Annotated in this window: 20 protein-coding genes; 3 read left to right on the top strand and 17 right to left on the bottom strand. The window is 50.6% G+C overall.

From position 1 onward, the window contains the following. Window positions 1-149 precede the first annotated feature (149 nt). From PUQ60_RS07720 to PUQ60_RS07675, 10 genes are all read right to left on the bottom strand, one after another. A complete protein-coding gene (locus PUQ60_RS07720) occupies window positions 150-842 on the bottom strand; it encodes an epoxyqueuosine reductase QueH (protein ID WP_022359809.1) in 693 nt (230 codons plus the stop codon). Between the two features lie 262 nt (window positions 843-1,104). After that, entirely contained in the window at window positions 1,105-2,232 is a 1,128-nt protein-coding gene (gene rpoD / locus PUQ60_RS07715; RefSeq protein WP_022359808.1) for an RNA polymerase sigma factor RpoD, read from the bottom strand. A 304-nt stretch (window positions 2,233-2,536) separates the two neighbouring features. Next, window positions 2,537-3,457: a YegS/Rv2252/BmrU family lipid kinase gene (locus PUQ60_RS07710; protein ID WP_107000161.1), complete on the bottom strand. Its 921-nt coding sequence runs from the start codon at window positions 3,455-3,457 to the stop codon at window positions 2,537-2,539. A gap of 38 nt (window positions 3,458-3,495) precedes the next feature. Further along, window positions 3,496-4,686: an A/G-specific adenine glycosylase gene (locus PUQ60_RS07705; protein WP_273379868.1), complete on the bottom strand. Its 1,191-nt coding sequence runs from the start codon at window positions 4,684-4,686 to the stop codon at window positions 3,496-3,498. Further along, window positions 4,679-5,638 carry a biotin--[acetyl-CoA-carboxylase] ligase gene (locus PUQ60_RS07700; protein ID WP_337955605.1) on the bottom strand — a complete coding sequence of 320 codons (960 nt, stop codon included), beginning with the start codon at window positions 5,636-5,638 and terminating at the stop codon, window positions 4,679-4,681. Before PUQ60_RS07700 ends, PUQ60_RS07705 begins: the two co-directional genes overlap by 8 nt. A 26-nt stretch (window positions 5,639-5,664) precedes the next feature. Further along, complete coding sequence (locus tag PUQ60_RS07695) at window positions 5,665-5,973, bottom strand: DUF6637 family protein (RefSeq protein WP_022359804.1); 309 nt, start codon at window positions 5,971-5,973, stop codon at window positions 5,665-5,667. Between the two features lie 236 nt (window positions 5,974-6,209). Then, window positions 6,210-7,148, bottom strand: coding sequence for an SPFH domain-containing protein (locus tag PUQ60_RS07690; protein WP_022359803.1), 939 nt, complete (start codon window positions 7,146-7,148; stop codon window positions 6,210-6,212). A 5-nt stretch (window positions 7,149-7,153) separates the two neighbouring features. Further along, window positions 7,154-7,591, bottom strand: a complete 438-nt coding sequence (locus PUQ60_RS07685; protein ID WP_022359802.1) for an NfeD family protein — start codon at window positions 7,589-7,591, stop codon at window positions 7,154-7,156. A gap of 219 nt (window positions 7,592-7,810) precedes the next feature. Beyond that, window positions 7,811-8,605, bottom strand: coding sequence for an RNA methyltransferase (locus tag PUQ60_RS07680; RefSeq protein WP_022359801.1), 795 nt, complete (start codon window positions 8,603-8,605; stop codon window positions 7,811-7,813). Continuing rightward, the gene (locus PUQ60_RS07675; RefSeq protein ID WP_273379870.1) at window positions 8,602-10,569 is read right to left on the bottom strand and encodes an NAD(+) synthase; all 1,968 of its coding nucleotides are present in this window, start codon (window positions 10,567-10,569) and stop codon (window positions 8,602-8,604) included. Before PUQ60_RS07675 ends, PUQ60_RS07680 begins: the two co-directional genes overlap by 4 nt. An 807-nt stretch (window positions 10,570-11,376) precedes the next feature. Here PUQ60_RS07675 and PUQ60_RS07670 point away from each other — a divergent pair. Next, entirely contained in the window at window positions 11,377-12,486 is a 1,110-nt protein-coding gene (locus tag PUQ60_RS07670) for a ribonuclease H-like domain-containing protein (RefSeq protein ID WP_118523527.1), read from the top strand. Window position 12,487: 1 nt separating this feature from the next. Here PUQ60_RS07670 and PUQ60_RS07665 read toward each other — a convergent pair whose 3' ends face one another. Beyond that, window positions 12,488-13,108, bottom strand: a complete 621-nt coding sequence (locus PUQ60_RS07665; RefSeq protein ID WP_022359798.1) for a DUF5662 family protein — start codon at window positions 13,106-13,108, stop codon at window positions 12,488-12,490. Window positions 13,109-13,398: 290 nt separating this feature from the next. Between PUQ60_RS07665 and PUQ60_RS07660 the strand changes: the two genes are divergently transcribed. Next, window positions 13,399-13,599, top strand: coding sequence for a cold shock domain-containing protein (locus tag PUQ60_RS07660; protein WP_022359797.1), 201 nt, complete (start codon window positions 13,399-13,401; stop codon window positions 13,597-13,599). A 233-nt stretch (window positions 13,600-13,832) separates the two neighbouring features. Here PUQ60_RS07660 and hslO read toward each other — a convergent pair whose 3' ends face one another. Together hslO and PUQ60_RS07650 are read right to left on the bottom strand one after the other, a co-directional pair. Further along, window positions 13,833-14,753: an Hsp33 family molecular chaperone HslO gene (gene hslO / locus PUQ60_RS07655; protein WP_333490943.1), complete on the bottom strand. Its 921-nt coding sequence runs from the start codon at window positions 14,751-14,753 to the stop codon at window positions 13,833-13,835. Then, window positions 14,754-15,509, bottom strand: a complete 756-nt coding sequence (locus PUQ60_RS07650; protein ID WP_022359795.1) for a class I SAM-dependent methyltransferase — start codon at window positions 15,507-15,509, stop codon at window positions 14,754-14,756. Between the two features lie 286 nt (window positions 15,510-15,795). On the opposite strand from PUQ60_RS07650, the gene PUQ60_RS07645 reads away from it, so the two are divergent. Further along, on the top strand, window positions 15,796-16,500 hold the full coding sequence (locus tag PUQ60_RS07645) for a hypothetical protein (protein ID WP_273401035.1): 705 nt from the start codon (window positions 15,796-15,798) through the stop codon (window positions 16,498-16,500). A gap of 96 nt (window positions 16,501-16,596) precedes the next feature. Here the strand turns inward: PUQ60_RS07645 and PUQ60_RS07640 are convergent, their stop codons facing one another. The 4 genes from PUQ60_RS07640 to PUQ60_RS07625 form a co-directional block, all read right to left on the bottom strand. Beyond that, window positions 16,597-18,426, bottom strand: a complete 1,830-nt coding sequence (locus PUQ60_RS07640; RefSeq protein WP_273379860.1) for an ABC transporter ATP-binding protein — start codon at window positions 18,424-18,426, stop codon at window positions 16,597-16,599. A gap of 12 nt (window positions 18,427-18,438) precedes the next feature. After that, window positions 18,439-19,236 carry an ABC transporter permease gene (locus PUQ60_RS07635; RefSeq protein WP_107000170.1) on the bottom strand — a complete coding sequence of 266 codons (798 nt, stop codon included), beginning with the start codon at window positions 19,234-19,236 and terminating at the stop codon, window positions 18,439-18,441. Window positions 19,237-19,247: 11 nt separating this feature from the next. Beyond that, window positions 19,248-20,198 carry an ABC transporter permease gene (locus tag PUQ60_RS07630; RefSeq protein WP_022359791.1) on the bottom strand — a complete coding sequence of 317 codons (951 nt, stop codon included), beginning with the start codon at window positions 20,196-20,198 and terminating at the stop codon, window positions 19,248-19,250. A 137-nt stretch (window positions 20,199-20,335) separates the two neighbouring features. Next, window positions 20,336-21,907 carry an ABC transporter substrate-binding protein gene (locus tag PUQ60_RS07625; RefSeq protein WP_118524603.1) on the bottom strand — a complete coding sequence of 524 codons (1,572 nt, stop codon included), beginning with the start codon at window positions 21,905-21,907 and terminating at the stop codon, window positions 20,336-20,338. Window positions 21,908-21,917: the final 10 nt, after the last annotated feature.

The following is a 21,917-nucleotide window of genomic DNA, read 5'->3' as shown; positions in this document are numbered from 1 at the left end:
CACCACGTTTTCTTACGGCACTTTCGGTTCCAAAAGTGCCTACCTGTGAACAGTACCACTTTTTTCCCCTCACAGCCGTTTCATACTTTCGCAGCTACAGGCAATCATCCATACAAACTCATCTTCGACCAAACATATCGCCCCTCAAATCACGATGTTTCCTGCCTCTCCTTCTGCATCTGCTCTTCACGCTCCCGCTTCGAGAACACGCATCCGCAGTAATTCTGCCGGTATAGATGATACTGCGCCGACAGCTCGATCGAGCGCTTATATCCCTCTTTTTTCTTGAAATCCGACGGCAGAAATGCCACATGATACTCTTCTCCCATCGCCTGCCCGATCGTATTGAGGCGCCCGGCATTTTTGAGCGGACTGATCGTGAGGGTCGTCGTGAACCAGTCATAGCCGCCCTCGGCTGCCAGCTTCGCCGCTTCCCGGAGGCGCATCTCAAAACAAATACCGCAGCGCTCGCCGCCCTCCGGATCCTTCTCATGCCCCCGGACTGCCTCATAGTAGCATTCCGGGTCGTATTTTCCTTCTACAAACCGGATCGGATGCACCGCTGGAAGCTCCCGGATCAGCCGCTGTACCTCCTCCGTGCGCGCCTCATATTCCTCTTTCGGTGAAATATTCGGATTGTAGTAGAACACCGTAATCGAAAAATACTGCGACAGATATTCCAGCACGTAGCTGCTGCACGGCGCACAACAGCTGTGGAGAAATAAAGTCGGAACTCTGCCGTCCCGGACTGCTGCATCCAGCACTTTTTCCATTTCTTTCTGATAATTCCGTTTCGCCGTCTGTGTCTTTCTGGCTGGCGGATTTTTCATTGGTTCCGACATTTTTCTCTCCTCTTTCTATAAGTTCCCATCTGTCCGTTCATTTTCCTTCCAGCACGCGATACTTCTATCCGAAACGCTTCTTTCCTGACAAACATCATTTCCATCCTTAGACGTCATATGAAGATATGCACAATAATTCATATTCTCCAAAACTTGAAAAAGCAGCCTGTACCCACGGACGGGTACAAACTGCTTTATCTTTTTATTAAACCTTTCAGGAAATTCCAAACAAATTTCCCTTTTTATCAAAATGATACAACTCTTACAGGAAATCGCGAATCCGCTTGCTCCGGACCGGATTTCTTAATTTACGAAGTGCTTTTGCCTCGATCTGGCGGATACGCTCTCTCGTTACGTTGAATGCTTTTCCGACCTCTTCCAGGGTTCTCGGATGTCCGTCCTCCAGACCAAACCGGAGAATAATAACCTGACGCTCTCTCTCCTTCAGGTCTCCAAGCAATGCATCGATATGCTCACGCAGCATAACAGATTCTACATTCCCTTCCGGCGTTACCACGTTGCCGTCCGCTACGAAATCACCCAGATTGGAATCGTCTTCCTCACCGATCGGGGTTTCCAGGGAAGCTGGCTCACGTGCGATCTGCATGATCTCCATGACCTTATCCTCGGACATGCCAAGCGCCTCGGAAAGCTCTGCCACCGACGGCTCATAGCCCAGTTCCAGCGTCAGCTTACGCTGCATCTTGGACATCTTGTTGATCGTCTCTACCATATGCACCGGGACACGGATAGTTCTCGCCTGATCCGCCAGAGCCCTTGTAACAGACTGACGAATCCACCAGGTCGCATATGTACTTAACTTATAACCCTTTGTATAATCAAACTTCTCAACGCCCTTAATAAGACCCAGATTGCCTTCCTGAACCAGATCCAGGAAGCTCATGCCGCGCCCTGTATAGCGCTTTGCAATGCTGACAACCAGGCGCAGGTTTGCCTCAATCAGGCGCTCTTTTGCATTCACATCACCCTCTGCTTTGCGCTTTGCAAGGCGGATCTCCTCCTCCGCGCTCAGAAGCGGAACGGTACCGATCTCTTTCAGGTACATGCGGACCGGATCTTCCGTGCCGATTCCCTCTAACAGATCGATCGCATCCAGATCGATATCCTCTTCCTCGTTCTTGAGGAATTCATCATCCACATCATCATCGAGCATCGAATCATTTTCCTTGAGGATCGAATCATCGATCACCTCCGGAATGACATCAATATTATTCTGCTCCAGATAATTGTAAATCTGCTCCATCTGCTCTGTCTGCAGATTATCGCCCATAAAAAAGTTATTGATCTCTGTCACGTCCAGCGCGTTCTGCTTGGACTTTGCTAACTCTACCAGTTTCCTTAACTTACCTAAAAAATTTTCTTTCTCCACGAATTAACGTCCTTTCGATTTATTTCGCTTAGAAGTTTCTTTATATCTAACGTGATATTGTCCCTCGATTGTTTGTGTGCTTTTATTTCCCTGCACCTTTCCCTGCAATATCCCGAAAGTACATTATATACGATTAAATTCTATTTTTCAACAATTTTCGAAATTTTTCGATCTATTTCTATTTAGGCAGTTACTGTTCACGCATACGTGCCCAGTAACGCAATTTGCCGTGGCTTCGCATTTAAATACGGCAAATTCCTGCTGCCACCACGTTTTCTCACGGCACTTTCGGTTCCAAAAGTGCCTACCCGCGAACCGTAACTTCAGGCACCCTGATCGCAATCTCTCTTGGTTTATTTTCAATCACGACCTCTGTCTGGCTTCCGCCAAACTCACCGTCCAGCGACCAGTCCACCAGCTCCTCCGACTGTACCGTCAGTTTCGAGGTGCGGAACTTGAATACACATTCATTTTCGCCCTCTCTCTGAATCAGATAAGCAGCAATACTTGCAATGTCAAGCGGCGTGCGCGGTTTCCGGACCAGAAGCACCTCAAACTCCCCGTCATCCAGCGCCACGTCCATACCAACCAGTCCTTTAAAACCTCCGATCGAGGTCGTATTGGTCACCATTCCCAGAATAAATTCCTCTTCCAATTCTCTCTGCTCCCCCAGATGTTCCCATGTAAGGCGCATCCGGTAGGATTTAAGCCCTGTCAGGCGTTTGATGGCTTCCAGCATATATGCCTGATGCCCCAAAATATTTTTCGTCTCCTGCGGGGTCGAATAGGATACCTCCGTAAATGCTCCGAACGCCGCCACATAGACGAAATACCGGTTTTTGCCGAATACACCGACATCCACCAGAAATGGTTTTCCCAGCGCAGCTGTCTGCGCCGCTTTCCGCATATTTTTCGGAAGTCCCAGACTGGATGCGAAATCATTCGTGGAACCCGACGGGATATACCCTAACTCCGGACGCTTTTCCGGGGTGATCGTCATCAGCCCCGATACCACCTCGTTGAGCGTACCGTCCCCGCCGCTACACACGACCAGTTCCTTCGTTTTCGCACGCGCCGCCTGATACTCCGCATCCTTCGGGCCCTGCGTAATATAAACAGACGGTCCATAGCCCGCCTTTACAAAACTATCTAAAATTTCAAGAAGACGACTTCGAATCTGTTCTTTGCCAGATCTCGGATTGATGATAAAAAGCATTTTTTTCATAATCGCCATTTTTCCTGCTCCCCCACACTAACAGTATTTCATATTAATATATTTGTATACACGCGAAATGCATTGGGGATCGGATAGCGATCCTGCAGCTCCGCCCGGCGCACCATCAAAACTGTTTTATCCTGATAGCCGGATGCCCGTTTCAGGCGGATTCTGCGTCCGCACATATGCCATTCAACATGGGAAAAAATGTGGACTGCATCCGGCAGATCCTCGGTTTCCCTGATATCCGCCTCCGCGATCCCCAGTTCTTTCGCTGCCTCCGCCGCACTCTTTTTTCCGTCCAGATTGACATATTCGTAGAGGGACGCCAGCAATCCCTTGCTGCTGCGCTTGCGGATCGCCACCGTATCCTCCCACTCAATCAGGCAGACCGTTTTTTCCTCGATCCGGCGCGGCTTTTTCGGCGGCTTGACCGGATATTGCTCCTCCTCTCCCCGCCGATGCGCCAGACAAAGGGATTCCAGCGGGCACTTCTCACAGAGCGGACGTCCGCCCGGGATGCAGACAAGCGCACCCAGCTCAATCCATGCCTGATTATATTCACCTGGATGAAATAGCTCTTCTGACCGTAATGCCGTGGAAACCTCACCGGCATCATCACCGGCTGACAAATAGGAATCTCTTTCCTCCGTCCGGCGCACAAGTTCCGCCTCCAGGCGCCGCTCATATTTCTTTCGAAGCGCCGGCTTCGTGCTGTCCTGTGGGTCAGCAAACAGGCGTGTCAGAACACGCACCACATTTCCATCCAGCGCCGGAGCCGGCAGATCATACGCGATCGACGCAACTGCCCCGGCTGTATAACTTCCGATGCCCGGAAGTTTCAATATCTCATCCCGCGACGCCGGCATCTGACCGCCGTAGTCTTCCATCAGGCAGACCGCTGCCTTTTTTAGGTTCCGGGCTCTGGAATAATACCCAAGTCCCTCCCACAGCTTCAAAAGCCGCTCTTCGTCCACCTGCGCGAGCGAGGTAATGTCCGGGAGTGCTTCCATAAAACGGGCAAAGTACGGTTTGACCGCCTCTACCCGTGTCTGCTGCAGCATGATCTCCGAAATCCAGACCGAATACGGTTCCGGATTCTCCCGCCACGGAAGGAGCCGCCGGTTTTTCCGGTACCAGGAGAGCAATGGAGCGCCGGATGCCGCCAGCCTCTCTTCTTCCGCATAAGGTATTTCCCCCTCTAAAGGCTTCAACGACGCATAAAAATCTTTATACATATCCGTAAATGCCCCGGACAGATACCTCTCCTGAGATCACCTTGCACACCTTTCCGTCTTCTGTGCGGACCAGCAGTTCGCCCATCTCGTCAATTCCGAGCGCCATGCCCGTATACTCATTGCCCGGAGACAGGACGCGCACCTGTGTACCGCAGTTTGCCAGACGGCTGTTATAAACGTCCATCAGGGATTTCATGTTCTGGTTTTCCATGAATTTATCATAATATCCCTCATACGCACGCATGATCGCGGCGATAAGCTGGCTGCGGCGCACTTCTTTTCCTGTCTCCAGATACAGAGACGTTGCCACATCCCGAATCTCCTCTGGGAACTCGTGATTTGCCACGTTGATACCAATACCAGTCACGATATAATTAATACACTCTAATTCCGTGCTCATCTCGGTCAGGATACCACAGACCTTCTTTCCATTGACGACGATATCGTTCGGCCACTTGATCTTTGCCTCCAGATCACAAACCTCCCGAATCCCGTCGGCAACTGCCAGAGCCGCCACCAGCGTCAGCATCGACGCGCAGGTCGGAGGAAGCTCCGGGCGCAGAAGCAGGCTCATCCAGATGCCGACGCCATGCGGCGCCGCCCAGCTTCTTCCGCGGCGTCCCTTTCCCATCGACTGATAATCCGCGACTGCCAGCGTACCGTGCGGGGCATCTTTCTCCGCCGCTTTCTTGATCTCGGTATTGGTTGAATCCGTCTCGTCAAAATATAAAATATTTTTTCCAGCCCACTCGCTGTCGATGCTGCTCTCCAGCTCTGCCTGGCTGAGAACATCGCCCAGGAAACGCAGCCGGTAACCGCGGTTCCGGACCGCCTCTATCTCATATCCTTCTGCCTCCAACTGTTTGATAACTTTCCAGACTGCCGTCCGTGATACATTTAAACGCTCACAGATCTCCTGTCCGGACAGGTAATCATCCGTTTCTTTTAACATTCGCAAAACTTCTGTTTTCACTTTTATTACCCCCACCATATTGTAAGTGTACTGACAATACATAAAAGGAACAATCCTGCTCCCACTGCCATCAGGATCATTCCGCCGGTCCGCAGATGCTTTCTTCCCCTTCCCCGGCGATAGCGGTCATAGCCATTGGCAAAATTCAGTACCGCCGCCAGAAGAAAGATTACCGGAAACAAAATCCGGTTTTCATCCGGGTTCAGAAACGCAAGAACCGCAAATATCACGATCAATATACCCACTACGATATGAAGCATATCCAGGGCAAACGCGATATTCGCGCTTTTCTTTCTTTTTTCCTGCAGGTTCAACGCATCCACTCCTTACTTATATTCACAAACAACAGCCTCATTCTTCATATAGCACATAGCTTCTTGCATATACCCTTTCATCAACATATATGGGTATACATATCACTATGGGATATTATACCGAATGTCCGCAGGCTTGTCAAAAAAGAAATCGAAAAAGGCTGCGGTTCCTGCTTTACATAACCATCAGCCTTTTCTTATACCTTTTTTTACAACTTAGAGCCGCTCACTCCCGGCTACTCTGCCTTTTGAACATCCGTGCCAACTTCCGTCAGACCCTTTACCAGACCGGCAATGCCCTGGATCTCGGACGGGATGATGATCTTCGTCGCCTTGCCGTCCGCTGCTTTGGCAAATGCCTCCAGGCTCTTGAGCTGCAGCACTGCATTGTCCGCGCCTGCTTCCTTGATGAAGCGAAGTCCGTCTGCTTCCGCTTTCTGAACTTTGAGGATCGCTTCCGCCTCACCTTCTGCCTCGCGGATCATCTTTTCCTTCTGTGCTTCTGCACGCAGGATCGCCGCTTCTTTCTCTGCTTCTGCTTCCAGAATCGCGGACTCTTTCTTACCTTCGGCTACCAGGATCGTCGATTTCTTCTCGCCTTCGGCACGGAGAATGGACTCACGGCGCTCACGCTCTGCCTTCATCTGTTTCTCCATCGCATCCTGAATGGCTGCCGGAGGAATGATATTTTTCAACTCAACACGGTTTACCTTGATTCCCCACGGGTCTGTCGCCACATCGAGTGCAGCGCGCATCTTCGTGTTGATCGTCTCACGGGAGGTTAAGGTCTGGTCAAGTTCGAGATCACCGATGATGTTTCGAAGGGTGGTCGCCGTCAGGTTCTCGATCGCCATGATCGGGTTCTCAACACCATAAGCAAACAGCTTCGGATCCGTGATCTGGAAAAATACAACCGTATCAATCTTCATCGTAACGTTATCTTTCGTGATAACCGGCTGCGGTGCAAAATCTACAACCTGCTCTTTTAAAATGACTCTTTTTGCCACGCGGTCAATGAACGGCACCTTGAAATGCACGCCAACCGACCATGTCTCCAGATAAGCACCCAGACGCTCTACGACTAATGCCTGTGCCTGCGGCACGATCCGGATACAGGATGACAAAATCAGAAGTACCACAATCGCAATGACAAGAAAACTGATAACTGCTCCCATATTTCCTACTCCTCCTTACATTTGCTGACAATCAGCTTGACGCCGCTGACCGCCTGAATCTGTACCATCGTATCCCTCGGAATCCGGCTTCCATCCGCCGAGCGTGCCGTCCATTCCTGGCCGGACACCATCGCCGTCCCTCTCGCCTCGTCGTTATCAATCTCTGCGGTTACCCGCGCTTTTTTACCCACCAGCGCGTCCACATTGGTCCGCACCGTCTTCTGATTGATATACCGGAGTGCCAATGGTCTTGTTGAATACAAAAGAAGGAATGAAACAACGACAAACACCGCCATCTGGATGTAAAGATTCACTCCCGCGATCGACAGGACACACGCAATCAGAGCGCCTCCAGCAAACCAGATCGAAGTCAGCGCCATCGACGCTGCTTCCAGCCCGATACACACTACAAACACCGCCAGCCAGACACACCATACTGCCATGTCATCCCCTCCTTCCATATAGGTCTTTTGACCCTGATATCTTAAAACTAGTATACGATATTTTCTGACATTTATCAACCAATCAGCTCTGTTTTTGAACTTACGGTTTTATTACAAACTTCTTAATGGAACATATCGATCTGCAGTTCAATTTATTTCTTCACAACTCTCTATTTGCACAAACTATCCGGCTTAAAACATTGTTTCAAAAAATGCAATTTACTGCCGTCTCTGCCGTGCCGTCTCAAACAGCAGCACCGAAGCCGCCACCGCTGCATTGAGGGATTCAACCTTTCCAGCCATCGGAATCCTCACCCACGCGTCAGCAAGCGCCGCCGTCTCCTCGGTCAGACCATTTGCCTCATTTCCGATCAGAAAGCCGGACGGACCTGTATAATTTTCTTCTTCGTAGTTATGTTTCCCCTTTAAATGCGCCGCATAGAGGCGGATTCCCTGCTTTTTTACTTCCCCGATCGTCTGATGCAGGTCGTCCGTGTAGATAAACGGCACCCGGTAGATCGAGCCCATCGTGGAACGGATGACCTTCGGGCTGTAAATATCAGCTGAACCACGGTCAAGAATGATGCCTGTCACACCCGCCCCCTCTCCGGCGCGCAGGATTGTTCCCAGATTACCCGGATCCTGCAGCGTCTCCAGAATCACAAGCTCCGGTGCCTTTCCGTCCGGACTATTTTTCAGCACATCTGAGATCTGATAAGAAAACTGTTCCGCTACCGCCAGGATACCCTGCGGTGTCTGGGTGTCCGACATATGGCGCATGACCTCATCCGTCACCGTCTCATACCGGCAGCCAGCCAGCAGTTTTTCTGCTCTTTCCCCCTGCTGGCGCAGAAAATTTTCCGACACATAGACTTCGCGGCGTCTCTCCACCGGCAGTTCCCCGAACATCTTCGGACCTTCCACCAAAAAGACGCCCTGTTCCCGTCTTGCTTTTGCTTTCTTTGCAAGCGCCGTCACCGCTCTGACACGGGCGTTGCCCGTGCTCGCGATCACAGGCTGCCTCCTGCCGCTTTCGTCTCCGGCACTCCGTAAACGCAATCCTCATCCAGTGTTTCCAGCTCCTCCAGCCACAGGCGGCTGCACGCATCGCTCGGCATACGCAGGTCGCCGCGCGGCGATACTGCAGCAGAACCTACCTTCGGACCATCCGGCAGGCAGGAACGCTTAAACTGCTGGTTGAAGAAACGGCGGTAGAACACCTTCAGCCATTTAAGGATCGTTTCCTTATCATAAGCACCGTCAAATGCCTGACGCGCCAGGCGGTAAATCTTGCCCGGACGATAGCCGAATCTTAATATATAGTAGAGATAGAAATCATGCAGCTCATAAGGACCAACCAAATCCTCCGTTTTCTGTGCGATCTTTCCATCCTCCTCCGGCGGCAGAAGCTCCGGGCTGACCGGCGTATCCAGTACATCCAGCAGAATATCAGAAAGCTCTTTCTCGCCACAGGTATCTGCATAATAGCGCACCAGATGGCGCACCAGCATCTTCGGAACCGAGCAGTTGACACCGTACATCGACATATGATCACCGTTGTAGGTCGCCCAGCCAAGCGCCAGCTCCGACATATCGCCGGTACCGATGACAAGACCGCCGATCTTATTGGCAAGGTTCATCAGAACCAGAGTTCTCTGGCGTGCCTGTGAATTTTCATACGTTACATCATGAACCGACGGATCCTGCTCAATGTCACGGAAATGGATCGTAACTGCCTCTCGGATATCGACTTCTTTCAAGGTTGCACCCAGCTTTTTCGTGAGCTGGCAGGCATTCTGGTACGTCCGGTCAGTCGTACCAAAGCACGGCATCGTCACAGACAGGATATTTTCACGCGGAATCCCCAGCAGATCAAAGGCGCGCACGGTTACTAAAAGTGCCAGCGTTGAATCCAGACCGCCTGAAATACCAACGACAGCATGGCGGCATCCAGTATGTTTGAGACGTTTTTTCAATCCCATCGCCTGGATCGAAAGGATCTCCTCGCAGCGGCGGTTCCGGCTGCCCGCATCGTGTGGGACAAACGGGGTCGGATCGATCGCGCGCTCCAGCGCAAGCGGTTTCCGATCCAGCGTAAAGCTTACAAACCGGTAATCCTCACGGCCTTCTGTCTGATAGGTCGTCATCCGGCGGCGCTCACATTCCAGACGTTCCAAATCGATATCTGCGTAGATCGTCTGATTCTCAAATCGCGCTGACTCCGACAGGATATTGCCATTCTCAGCGATAATATTCTGGCCGCCAAAAACGAGATCCTGGGAAGACTCTCCCTCGCCCGCATTGGCGTAAATATACGCACAGAGCAGCCGCGCCGACTGACCGCTGATCAGACTTCTGCGGTACTCGCTCTTGCCTGTCACCTCATCGCTGGCAGAGCAGTTGACGATCACCGTTGCCCCCGCCGACGCGTGTGCAATACTCGGTGGATTTAAAACCCAGACATCCTCGCAGATCTCCGCCCCCACGACGAGATTTTCCACATTGTCACAGGAAAATAAAAGCTTCATTCCCATTGGCACCTGATAACCGTCCCAGGAAACGTCGATTGCCTTTTCCCAGCCTGGGTTGAAATAACGTCCCTCATAAAATTCAGAATAGTTTGGAATCCATCTCTTCGGAACCAGACCGAGCAGCTTTCCATCCTGGATCGCCGCTGCCACATTGTACAATTTATTGTTGTATTCCCACGGAAGTCCTACAAATACAAGCATTGAATCGCCAGCTGTAAAGGCGATCAGCTTCCTAAGCTCTTCCTTTGCTTTCGCCAGCAGCGATTTCTGGATAAACAGCTCACCGCACGTATATCCCGTCAGCACCAGCTCTGGAAATACCATCATCGAAGCGCCCTTTTTGCGCCCCTCCTCTATCTGTTCACAAACCTGTTCCCGGTTGTACTCTACATCTGCCACCTTCACTTCCGGCGTTGACGCGGCAACCCGGATAAAGCCATCTCTTATCATATGGTTTGTCTCCCTTATAAATAATTTTTAAAAACATAGCAACTGTTCAATAGGTCTGCGCATTTACTGCGCTGACCGTACGAAAACATGGACCAGCAGGCAAAAATCCCATTGCCGTAGGCAATTTTAAATGGATTTTTGCGCGTGACTGTGAAGGTACTGAACAGTTACGAATTTATTGTAGCTGTCACTATACAAAAAGTCAAACATATATAAAAAGAGAGCCGCTTTTCCCCCACAGAAAGCAGCTCTCCGGTCACGTTCACAACCGTTACATTAAATAGTTTGATTGCTGTATGTAAATATACCACTCTTTTCCAATTTTGTCAACGTCACTTTTGTCATTTTGCACAATAAATCATTTTCTTTTTTCGACAAGAAAAAGCAATTTTCACAGTTCTTTTTTACGAATCTTTCCGCTTTCAGTCTTTGGAAACTCCTTTAGCAAGGCAAATTTGCGCGGGATCTCATAATCTGCCAGTCTTTCCGCCAAAAATTCCCGAATTGCCATATTGGTACAACCACATATCCCGCTGTCACTTCCGACATTTTCTAATATATCGGAATTTCAAACGATTGCCAAACTTGTACCACTGAAGGTTTACAAATTGTTTTTCTTTTTACTCAACTGCCAGAACGGATATTTCACGATACCGGGTGTGTTATTGTTTTATCATTTTAAACGGTTGCTTTTCACTTCCGATGAATTTATAATAACGCCATAGGTTACAGTCTGAAACCAATCCCCGACGCAATGCGGATCTGGGGCGGACATTATAAACCGACACAGGAGGATACTGCCAAATGATCACCATTCAAAATCCGCTGACCTTTACTTCTTCTTATCCGCCCAAACGGTTAGGAGCTATCTCCGATCTGCTCTTTTTCGATATCGAGACAACCGGCTTTTCCGGTGACTACGCCTCGGTCTATCTGATCGGCTGCGTCTGGCACGACGGAAACACCTGGATTCTGACCCAGTATTTTGCCGAGACGAGGGATGCGGAGGAAGAGGTTCTCGACGCTTTTTTTGCTCTTCTCCGGACAAAGCGCATCCTCGTCCATTTCAACGGCGACGGGTTTGACATTCCATTTCTGACGAAACGCTGTGTTTTTTATAAAAAGGACTGGAATTTTGAAGCAGTTGAAAGTTTTGATATTTATAAGAAAATACGCCCATTAAAGAAATTGCTGGGACTTGAAAATCTGAAACAAAAAAGCATCGAGCGGTTCCTCGGCATTGCCCGCGAAGATAAGTACAACGGCGGTCAGCTCATCGAGGTTTACGGTGAATATTTACAGACGCACTCTGAACTGCTGAAACACCTTCTGATTCTCCATAACGAGGATGACTTAAAGGGAATGCCGCAGATTCTGCCGATTCTCGCCTACCCGGACTTTCTGACCGGCGATTTTTCTTTCAAAGGTTCAGAAAGCCGTGATATCCCATATGCGGACGGAAACTCAGAAAAGCACCTGCTGCTTCACTATGAAAGCCCCGTCTCTCTGACAAGCGGATTCCAGTTTTCTATCGGTGAGCTGGAGCTGTCAGCGGAAGGAAACCGCCTGACGCTCGACCTTCCATTATATTCCGGGGAACTGAAACGATTTTACAGCGATTATGAGAATTATTACTATATGATCTACGAGGACTGCGCCATCCACAAAAGCGTCGGTCAGTACGTGGATCGCTCCGCCCGCAAGAAGGCAACCGCCAAAACGTGCTACACCCGCGCAGCCGGGCTGTTTGTGCCGCAGCCGCTTCTTGCAGATGGCACTCCGATGTGGCATGAATGCCTGAAAGCAGACTATAAGAGTAAGCAGCTGTTTGTGCCGTATTCAGAACAGCTTTTCACAGATCCAGAGACGGCAGTGCTGTACTTACATAATTATCTGAGAGAATTGTCCTTATAAATTACAGCACCCGTCCACGCTCTCTTATCTCCCGGATCACGTGTCCCATCCGTTTTCTCCGGACTGCCTGTTCTTTCGCCCTCTCCCGTGCAAGCAGCGCCCGGATGAACGCAAAGGTTCTCTCCTCGCCCTGCTCTTTCAGCATCGTGAGGAGATATTCCAGCTGGTACTTCGTCCTCGGGTGCATCACGACAAAATCTCTGCCTCTTTCAAAGTATTCCCACGCACACGCATCCGTGTAATCTTTTCCCTTATAAACCTTCGACGCGGCAATCCGGTCCATTACCATCTCGATCAGGTAGCGAAGGGGCATTTTATTGCCGACAAGCCCCCAGGACTTGTCCGGTGCAAAATCGATCCAGTATTCGAAATGATGTTTGTTGCGTCCCTTGTGGTGCAGCCATGCCGCCGAATAGCCCTTTTCTTCTTTTTCCGCTGCATTTGGGCTGCGGTTTCCCTGATAATATTTAACGCCGGTCGCAAATTCCTCCCAGGAATACTTGGACAGGTCGTGCAGAAGTCCCTGGCGGTACAGCCCTACCGCAAAGCAGTTTTTCATGACCTCGCATTTATGTTTCGTGATCGTCAAAAAATGATGATACGCATTGTAAATATAATTCATTTTCCTACCTCTTTCCCCTTTTCTTTCCTCCTATTTTACCCCCCGTATCCTGGTTTGACAACCCCACTTTCTTTCGCGGCTTTCTGGAAAATACCCGTTACTGGGCACACATATGTGTACAGTAACAAATGCCCTTATTTTCCACAAAAATTTAACTATTTTTAAATGTCTGAATTTCCAGAAATTTTATGCGAAAACGTTTGACATCAATATGAAACTATGCTATTCTTGGAACAGGTCGTAAATCCATGCGGCCATCACTATTTTTTATATTTTTTTGGAGGTATCATATGAACAGAGGTACTGTAAAGTGGTTCAACAACCAGAAAGGTTACGGATTTATCTGCGACGAGCAGGGCAACGATGTATTCGTTCACTACTCCGGACTGAACATGGAAGGCTTCAAGTCTCTTGAGGAAGGCGCTCAGGTAGAGTTCGAAGTTGTTAACGGTGCTAAGGGACCGCAGGCTACTAACGTAACCAAGCTTTAATCATCAACTTTCCAGTGTACCTGTTTTCCAAATATGTTTGATATATATTTTGCGAATACGTTATATTGATCTAAGTAAAGTGATTATAAAAAGGGATACCGCTTCGGCAGTATCCCTTTTTTCGTTACTGCTCACACATGTGTGAACAGTTACCTTTTTTCTGTCCTGCCATGCGGAACATATCCAGATATCCTTTTTCCGCACAGCAGCCATATCTATTATCTCATTTCTTTTTACTTCTTAGCTTTCTCGTACAATTTTTTCAGCTCATCCACACTAAATTCATAGTGCTTGTTGCAGAACTGGCAGTTGACTTCGATGCTCTTGCCCTCGTCGATCATCTCCTGCAGCTCCCTGCCGCCGATGCTGATCAGCGCCTTTTCTACACGGCTCTTGGTGCAGTTGCAGGTAAACTGAATCGGCATCTTATCCAGAATCTCCAGACCAAATTGTCCTAAAATCAGCTCCAGAATGTCCTCCGGGGTCATTCCCTTATTTAACATCGTCGTCACCGGCTCCAGCTCACCGATCGTCTTTTCAAGTGCCGCGATCGTCGCCTCCTCTGCTCCCGGAAGAAGCTGGATGATAAATCCGCCTGCCTGGCGCACCGTATTTTCTTTATTCATCAGAACGCCCAGTGCCACGGAGGACGGAGTCTGCTCGGAGGTCGCATAGTAATAAGTCAGATCTTCCGCAATCTCACCCGTTACCAGGATCGTCTGTCCCACATACGGCTCTTTCAAACCGATATCCTGGATTACGCTCAAGACGCCGACTCCCAGCGCACCGCCCACATCCAGCTTGCCCTTCGCATTCGGCGGCAGCATTACCTCCGGGTGGAACGCGTAGCCCTTGACATTGCCGTTCTTATCAGCTGTCACCGTCAGACCGCCGATCGGACCATCGCCCTCGACCCGGATGGTTAAAAGATCGCTGTCCGCTTTCATCATCGATCCCATCATGACCCCTGCCGTCATCAGGCGTCCCAGCGCTGCGGTCGCCACCGGGCTGGTATTGTGCGCCTGTCTGGCTTTCTCCACCAGATCGCGGGAAGTCGCCGCAAATGCGCGGATCTGACCATTCGCCGCCGTCGCACGGAGCATATAATCTCCGGTCTGTCCCGTTATTTCACCTGCTTTTATCTTTTCCATCATTTATACCTCTTTTCCATGTTCTCTCGCAACCACATAGATTCGGTCGCTCTCTTTTCGCGGCGCGTTCTTCGTAAATGCGTCATACGCCGCCACAAATTCCATGCCCGCCTCTGTGAGCGCCTTTTTTATCTCGTCCAACGACCACGCGCGCTCAAAATGCGTCTCCTGATAGCGGCGGTATAAGTCATCCTCCTCGCGGATAAAGAGTGTCAGATCGTAGGAGTTAATTTTCTCCTCTTCATCATACTCATTTTCCCAGATGAAGCTCCCCTCGTCGCGCACCTCCGCGATCGTCTCACTTCCCATTGCCTGAAACTTTGCCTCCGTGTTCAGGTCGAAAATGAACATTCCCTTCGGATCCAGATAATTGTTGACCAGCGAAAATACGTGCGCCAGATCGTCATAATCCAGAATATAATTCAGCGAATCGCAGATACTCACGACCGCCCGGACCGTCCCGTACAATTCAAATTCGCGCATATCCTGCAATAAATACAAAATTGGCAGCCCGGATTCTGCCCGTTTTTCGATTGCTTCCTGCAGCATATCCTCCGAGACATCCACGCCGATCATATCATAGCCTTCCTTTGCCAGAAGCTCCGTCAGCGTGCCGGTTCCGCATCCCAGATCCAGCACCAGGCCATCGTTGATCCCATATTCCTTTAAAAGAGAAGTCAGGTACCCGCACCAGTCCTCATAGGGAATATTATCCATAAACATATCATATACTTCCGCAAAACTCGTGTAAGCGTCCATTTAGCCTCTCCTTCTATATTGCCGATGCAAAAATGACTGCCATGCACCGAAAGCTTTCCCCTACTGCACAATCTCCTTCCGATGCCAGCACTCCCATCATAGCAATTTTTCGCCCTGTTTGCAAGAATAATTGAAAAAGCACGCGCAGATGACCAGGAATGGAGTAATTGTTCACAGGCAGGCACTTTTGGAACCGAAAGTGCCGTAAGAAAACGTGGTGGCAGCAGGATTTTGTCGTATACACTAACTCTTGACGTTCCACGCAGAACTGACTATACTAGAGCATATGAAAAAATTGACTGAAAAACAAAAACATTCCCCCATCAAAAGCCGCCGTTTTTACCGCCGGCAGATGTGGCTTCCGGCACTGGTGCTGATCGCGTCCATCCTGCTTCTGTGGCAGAATGCCGGGGAAAATTCACACTCCCCGCGGCCGATAAACAGCCAGTGCAAGTTTGAAAATTTTTATAACCCGGCTCAGCCCTATGTCTCGGTGAACGCTCCTTCCTTATATTATACAGGGTGCGCTGCCTACGATGGAAAGAAAGAGACCGGATATTATTATTACTCTCTGGAAAATGGAACCTGCCATTTCTATCTGCTCGATCCGTCTTCCGGCTATCCAGAGCCGCCCGAACGCAAAGCACTTTCATTAAACGGGCGTTTGATCCGCCTGAACGAGGATACCTATGAATCGCTTCTCCAGACGATGGCAGACAGTCTCTCCTGGACGGCGAGCTCCCTGCGGAATATGACTTCTCCTTATATCATATCCGCTCTGCCGTATCCCGCCCTGACGCATGAGGTATTTCATCTATTAGCCGGATGTGCGTTTCTGATCGCCCTGGTGGATCTGATCTGGCTTTTTTACCATTCACTCCGGCACCGCCGGGAGCCGCTGCAGCTTTCCGGTGAGGCACAGCAGGGGCAGCAGGATTCTTCCAGTGAGCAGCCGCGCACTTTGATTTCCCACCGCAGGAAAAAACATTGACAGACGATTCGAGCCATGCCGCTTTCCCTGGCATAGGCCGAACCGTCTGTCTTTTTTCGGCTGCTATTTCGTTTTTCTCTATTTCAGCTTATCAGATTATGCTTCTATCTGAATACACCGCGCCCAGTGTGTCTTTGAAAGTTGTACTGCCTCCGGTGACAGCGGCACATGGGCACACGCCTCTCTTCTCTTCGGACATCGTTCATAAAAGATACACTTCTCCCCACTGCCCGCTATCTTCTTTGGTGCATTCTGGACGGACCGCTCTTTTTCCTGATTTTCCAAAAGGTTCTCTTTCTTCTGTCCCCGCTCAGGTTTTTCCATCCGGCTGTCTCTCTCCGGCTCCGCACTCTGCTTTCCTGCCTCCGCATCCAGTTCCATTGTATCCCCGCCGATCGCCGCTTCCAGCAGAAGTTTCGTGTACGGATGCGCCGGATGCTCATAGATCTCTTCTGCCAGACCTTCTTCCACAATCACACCCTTGTAAATGACCATGACACGGCTGCAGAGCCCGCGCACGACGTTCAGATCGTGGGAAATAAAGAGGATGGTCATCTGCTTTTCGGCGTGCAGCTTCAAAAGCAGGTTCAAAATCTGGGACTGGACCGTCACATCAAGCGCCGAAACAGGCTCATCCGCGATCACCAGGCGAGGATCCATGAGAAGTGCCACGCCGATGCTGATGCGCTGTTTCTGACCGCCAGAAAGCTCTCTCGGATGGCGCGCCGCAAAGGACTCGTCCAGTCCGACATTTTCAAGCATTTCCTTCACAAGCTGCCTGCGCTCTGTGCGGTCCCTGATGCCGCGCAGGCGCAGCGGTTCTTCCAGAATCCATCCGATCGTCCGCGCCGGGTTGAGCGATCCCGCCGGATCCTGAAATACCATCTGCGGACGGACGCCGTCACGCACTTTCACCTCACCCGTATAATTGTCGTGAAGTCCCAGGATCGTCTTGCTGAGCGTCGATTTGCCGCAGCCGCTCTCGCCCACGATCCCCACAATCTCTCCCTCTCTTGCCGACAGGTTCAGATCGTGAATTACGTGTTTTTTTCCTTTTTTGCGGAACAGACCGCCACGCACATCGTAAAATACGTTCAAATCCGTCAGGCGCAGGATCTCCCCGCCGGAGCTTTCCCCTTTTTCTCCCTCCGGAATCGACGCCACCAGATGGCGCGTATATTCATGCTTCGGATGCAGAAGGACGTCTTCCGTCTGCCCTTCTTCCACGATCTCTCCCTTATAAACCACGATCACACGGCTGCAGAGCGCACGCACAACATTCAGATCATGGGAAATAAAGAGAATCGACGTTCCCTTGGTCCGGTGGATATTCCGCAGAAGCTCCAGGATCTGTGCCTGAACGACACAGTCTAACGCTGTCGTCGGCTCATCCGCAATCAGAAGACTCGGAGAATTGATCATCGCCTGCGCGATCATCACACGCTGGCGCATGCCGCCGGAAAGTTCATGCGGGTATTTACCGCACAGCCCCTCCGGGTCCGGCAGACCAACTTCTGAGAGTGCCTGCACCACCCGTTCATGGATCTCCGCATTTCCGAGTTTCGTATGGATCCGCAGGCTTTCCCCGACCTGCCGTTCGATTTTCAATACCGGATTTAAGGAGGTCATCGGCTCCTGAAAGACCATCGCCATTTTGCTGCCGCATAGCTGTCTCCGCTTTTCCGGTTTCATGGTCACCAGATCTTCTCCCTGAAAACAGAGCGATCCGGAGGCAATCTCGGCGTCCTTCGGAAGCAGCCCCATCAGAGCAAGCGCACTCATGGATTTTCCTGACCCTGACTCGCCGACTACTCCGACGATCTCGCCTTTTCCGATCGAAAAGCTGATGCCCTTGACTGCCTCAAAGGTCGAATTTCCTTCTGGAAAACGGATCGACAGATTTTTTATCTCAACCAATGGTTCCATCTTTTCGCCTCCTTACTGCTGCATCGAGCGCAGCCCCTCGCTCACCATGCTGAATCCCAGAATAATCAGGATGATCGTCACGCCCGGTCCGATCGCGTACCACGGCGCATTGAACAGGTACGACTGCGCTTCGTAAAGCATTCTCCCGAGACTCGGCTCCGGCGGCTGGATTCCCAGTCCCAGATAACTCATACTCGCCTCCGCCAGCACCGCATTGTTAAATCCGATCGCTGCCGCCGTCAAAAGGCTGACCGCCGCATTCGGCAGAATATGGGCGAAAATAATCCGGATATGCCCTGCGCCAAGGATCCGCGCACTCTTGACAAAATCCAGTTCCCGGCACCGGATCACCTCACTGCGGACGATCCGGGCAAAACTCGGGATAAAAAGGATTCCCAGCGCCAGAATGATGTTGTAGCTTCCCGGCTTCGTCAGGCTGATGAAGATAAGCGCCAGAAGAATGCTCGGAAACGATAAAAGGATATCATTGAAACGCATGATCAGGTTATCGAAAAAGCCGCCGAAATAGCCGGTCAGCGCACCGACGATCGTGCCAAACACACACCCGATCAGAACCGTGCAGACTGCCACAAAAAAGGTGCTGCCGCTTCCCGCCATCACACGGCTCAAAATATCGCGCCCGAAGTTATCCGTTCCCAGCGGGTGTGCTGCACACGGCGCCAGATTGACTGCCATGGAGTCCATCGTCGTCGTCCCATACGGCGTCCAGAACTGTCCGATCAGGGCAACTGCCAGAAAGAACAGCGTGATCGCGCCCCCTATCATCAGATTATAATTCTTTCGTTTCATTCGTCTTCCCTCTATTCTTCCGCCGTCCGGACTCTCGGATCCAAAACCTGATAAATCATATCAACCGCAAAATTGATAAGTACGACCACCGATGTGATATACAGCACGATCGCCTGCACAACCGGATAATCGCGGTTGGAGATCGAGCTGATCAGAAGTCTTCCGATTCCCGGCACGCTGAACACCTGCTCCGCCACGATGCTGCCGGCAAGGATCTCCGCGATTACCATCGCAAAGAACGTCACAACCGGAATCATCGCATTTTTCAGCACATGCCCGTACAATACCGCCGTTTCCGTATTGCCGCGGCTGTAGGCAGTCCGCACGTATTCCCGGTTCATCTCGGTCAGAATCGAGCTTCGCAGGAATTTCACCACCATCGCAATCTTCGGCAGCGCCACCGCGAGCGCTGGAAATAAAAGGTACTGTGCAGACTTTCCGAAATTTTCCGACGGTTCGATAAATTTACCCGGCTGGAACATATGAAGAATCAGTCCAAACACGTAGGTCAGGATCATGCCGAGAAAGAATGACGGCACCGCCATCAGAATCTGCGTCAGGCAGTTCGTCAGCGTATCGACCCATTTCCCGGCAAACCGGGCACTCAGGATTCCGAGTGGAACTGAAATCACCGTGATGATGAGCAGGGAAATGACTGCCAGAAGCACCGTGACCGGAAGCCGCTGTGCCAGAAGGGAGCGGACTGAGGTTCCCTCATACCGGTAGGACTCCCCGAAATCCCCCTGCATCGCATCGGTCACCCATCTTCCATACCGCTCCAGAAGTGGATCATTTAATCCCATCTCATCCCGCGCCCGCTCTAACTGCTCTTCCGTCGCGTCCTTTCCCAGCCTGGAAAGTGCCGCATCGCCCGGAATCACAGAAAAAGCGGTAAACGTCAGGAAGGATATGACCAACAATGTGATAATGAGAGTTATCAGTTTTTTTATAAAGAATTTCATAATTCCCTCCTGCGTTTACCGCTTCTTATTCTGTTGTTATTTCCTGGTTACTGTTCACGGGCAGGCACTTTTGGAACCGAAAATGCCGTAAGAAAACGTGGTAGCAACAGGAATTTGCTGGATTGTAACTGTATATTTTACTGCTCTACCTGATATAACAGGGACATATCCTCTGCTGCCGTCGGGTAGAAGGTGTAGCCGCCAAACTTCTTGCTGACTGCTACGAGGTTCGCCGGATCTTCGATGTAAACGGCTGCCGCATCCTCTGCCAGGATCATCTGCGCCTTCTTGTAGTTTTCTACTTTTACATCGTCATCAACGGTTGTGTATGCTGTATTAAATACATCGTCGTACTCAGTGTTGGAGTAATGCATGAAGTTCTTCGCATCGTCTGTCACATATTTCTTGAGCCAGTCGCTCGGTGCCAGCGTTCCGTCAAAACCGATGACGGTCGCCTGGAAGTTGCCTCCCTTGTATACATCCTGCAGCCAGGTGCTCCACTCAACCTGATTTAAGGTCACGTTGATGCCGACCTGGGACAGCTCATCCGCGATGATCTGCGCGCTGTCTACGTGCTGGCTGTATGAGCTCGGAACGGTGATTTCCAGATCAAAGCCATCTGCGTATCCGGCATCTGCCAGAAGCTCTTTTGCCTTCTCCGGATCGTAGCTGTATACGGTCTCTGCTTCCGGCTCATAGTATTTCGACATTGCCGGAATCATATGGGAGCCGATGATGTGGCTCTTTCCGCCGAAAATAAAGTTGTTGATCGCATCGCGGTCTACCGCATAGCAGAGTGCCTGACGCACCTCTGTCTTGGAAAGCGGCTCGTAAGCGCTGTTTAAGTACATCGCATGGACGAGGTTCATGCTTCCCTGTACGATGTTGTAATCATCGCCCAGTGTCTCCGCCTGTGCGGAGGTTAAATATTTCAGAATGTCGATGGTGCCTGCCTGCAGCTCTACAAATGCGGTGTCCACATCGGCAATAAATTTAAATTCCACGCTGTCCAGGCTCGGAACGCCCTCCTGCCAGTAGCCGTCATATTTTTCCAGCTCCAGGTTCTGTCCCGGTGTGTAGGAAACATATTTGAATGGGCCGGTACCGATCGGATTGCCTGCCGGGTCCTCGTTGGACTGCGGAATGATGGCAATCGTCATCATCGGAAGAAACTCTGAATAACTTTCTTTCAGGTTTACAACCAGTGTCTTGTCATCCTGCACCTCTACACTATCTACAAGCGAAGAAAAAGCGGAGGATTCGCCCTGAATCTCCGCATAACGATCGATGGAATATTTGACATCTTCGATGGTAACCGGTGTGCCGTCATGGAATGTGATGCCATCTCTCAATGTGAAAGTGTAAGTCTTTGCATCATCGGAAATGATGTAATCGCTGGCAACAGCCGGAATAAATCCGCCATCGGAAGTAGGCTTTACAAGCCCTTCGTACAAATTGAAAACCACGTCTCTAGTTCCTGCGTCCGTATCTACATGGGGGTCAAGACTAGCCAGGTCCTGCGTCATGCCATACACAACGCTGCCGCCTGGTACTGGTGTTCCTTCTGAAAGAGTATTACTGGTCTCTGCTTCGCTGGACTCGCCAGCTGCTTCTGAGGTGCCTTCTGCTGTCTTGCTGCCTCCGCATGCACAGAGTGAAGCAGATAACAAAAGTGCCATTACGCCTGAAAGAAGCTGTTTCTTTTTCATATCTTTGTCC

Origin of the sequence: Clostridium sp. AF02-29, from assembly GCF_934835585.1 — a bacterium.
In the GTDB taxonomy this organism is placed as follows: domain Bacteria; phylum Bacillota; class Clostridia; order Lachnospirales; family Lachnospiraceae; genus Otoolea; species Otoolea fessa.
The sequence above is the reverse complement of the archived record's forward strand: the minus strand, read 5'-3'. Positions and strand labels throughout refer to the sequence as shown.

What these genes read in the sequence shown, in the direction of transcription:
- PUQ60_RS07700 (WP_337955605.1), bottom strand. Translation starts at nt 5,638, where the DNA reads ATGTTAAAAGAAACGGATGATTACCTGTCCGGACAGGAGATCTGTGAG.
- PUQ60_RS07705 (WP_273379868.1), bottom strand. Translation starts at nt 4,686, where the DNA reads ATGTATAAAGATTTTTATGCGTCGTTGAAGCCTTTAGAGGGGGAAATA.
- PUQ60_RS07685 (WP_022359802.1), bottom strand. Translation starts at nt 7,591, where the DNA reads ATGGCAGTATGGTGTGTCTGGCTGGCGGTGTTTGTAGTGTGTATCGGG.
- PUQ60_RS07665 (WP_022359798.1), bottom strand. Translation starts at nt 13,108, where the DNA reads ATGAATTATATTTACAATGCGTATCATCATTTTTTGACGATCACGAAA.
- PUQ60_RS07710 (WP_107000161.1), bottom strand. Translation starts at nt 3,457, where the DNA reads ATGAAAAAAATGCTTTTTATCATCAATCCGAGATCTGGCAAAGAACAG.
- PUQ60_RS07660 (WP_022359797.1), top strand. Translation starts at nt 13,399, where the DNA reads ATGAACAGAGGTACTGTAAAGTGGTTCAACAACCAGAAAGGTTACGGA.
- PUQ60_RS07630 (WP_022359791.1), bottom strand. Translation starts at nt 20,198, where the DNA reads ATGAAATTCTTTATAAAAAAACTGATAACTCTCATTATCACATTGTTG.
- PUQ60_RS07670 (WP_118523527.1), top strand. Translation starts at nt 11,377, where the DNA reads ATGATCACCATTCAAAATCCGCTGACCTTTACTTCTTCTTATCCGCCC.
- PUQ60_RS07650 (WP_022359795.1), bottom strand. Translation starts at nt 15,509, where the DNA reads ATGGACGCTTACACGAGTTTTGCGGAAGTATATGATATGTTTATGGAT.
- PUQ60_RS07625 (WP_118524603.1), bottom strand. Translation starts at nt 21,907, where the DNA reads ATGAAAAAGAAACAGCTTCTTTCAGGCGTAATGGCACTTTTGTTATCT.
- hslO (WP_333490943.1), bottom strand. Translation starts at nt 14,753, where the DNA reads ATGATGGAAAAGATAAAAGCAGGTGAAATAACGGGACAGACCGGAGAT.
- PUQ60_RS07635 (WP_107000170.1), bottom strand. Translation starts at nt 19,236, where the DNA reads ATGAAACGAAAGAATTATAATCTGATGATAGGGGGCGCGATCACGCTG.
- PUQ60_RS07640 (WP_273379860.1), bottom strand. Translation starts at nt 18,426, where the DNA reads ATGGAACCATTGGTTGAGATAAAAAATCTGTCGATCCGTTTTCCAGAA.
- PUQ60_RS07690 (WP_022359803.1), bottom strand. Translation starts at nt 7,148, where the DNA reads ATGGGAGCAGTTATCAGTTTTCTTGTCATTGCGATTGTGGTACTTCTG.
- PUQ60_RS07645 (WP_273401035.1), top strand. Translation starts at nt 15,796, where the DNA reads ATGAAAAAATTGACTGAAAAACAAAAACATTCCCCCATCAAAAGCCGC.
- PUQ60_RS07720 (WP_022359809.1), bottom strand. Translation starts at nt 842, where the DNA reads ATGTCGGAACCAATGAAAAATCCGCCAGCCAGAAAGACACAGACGGCG.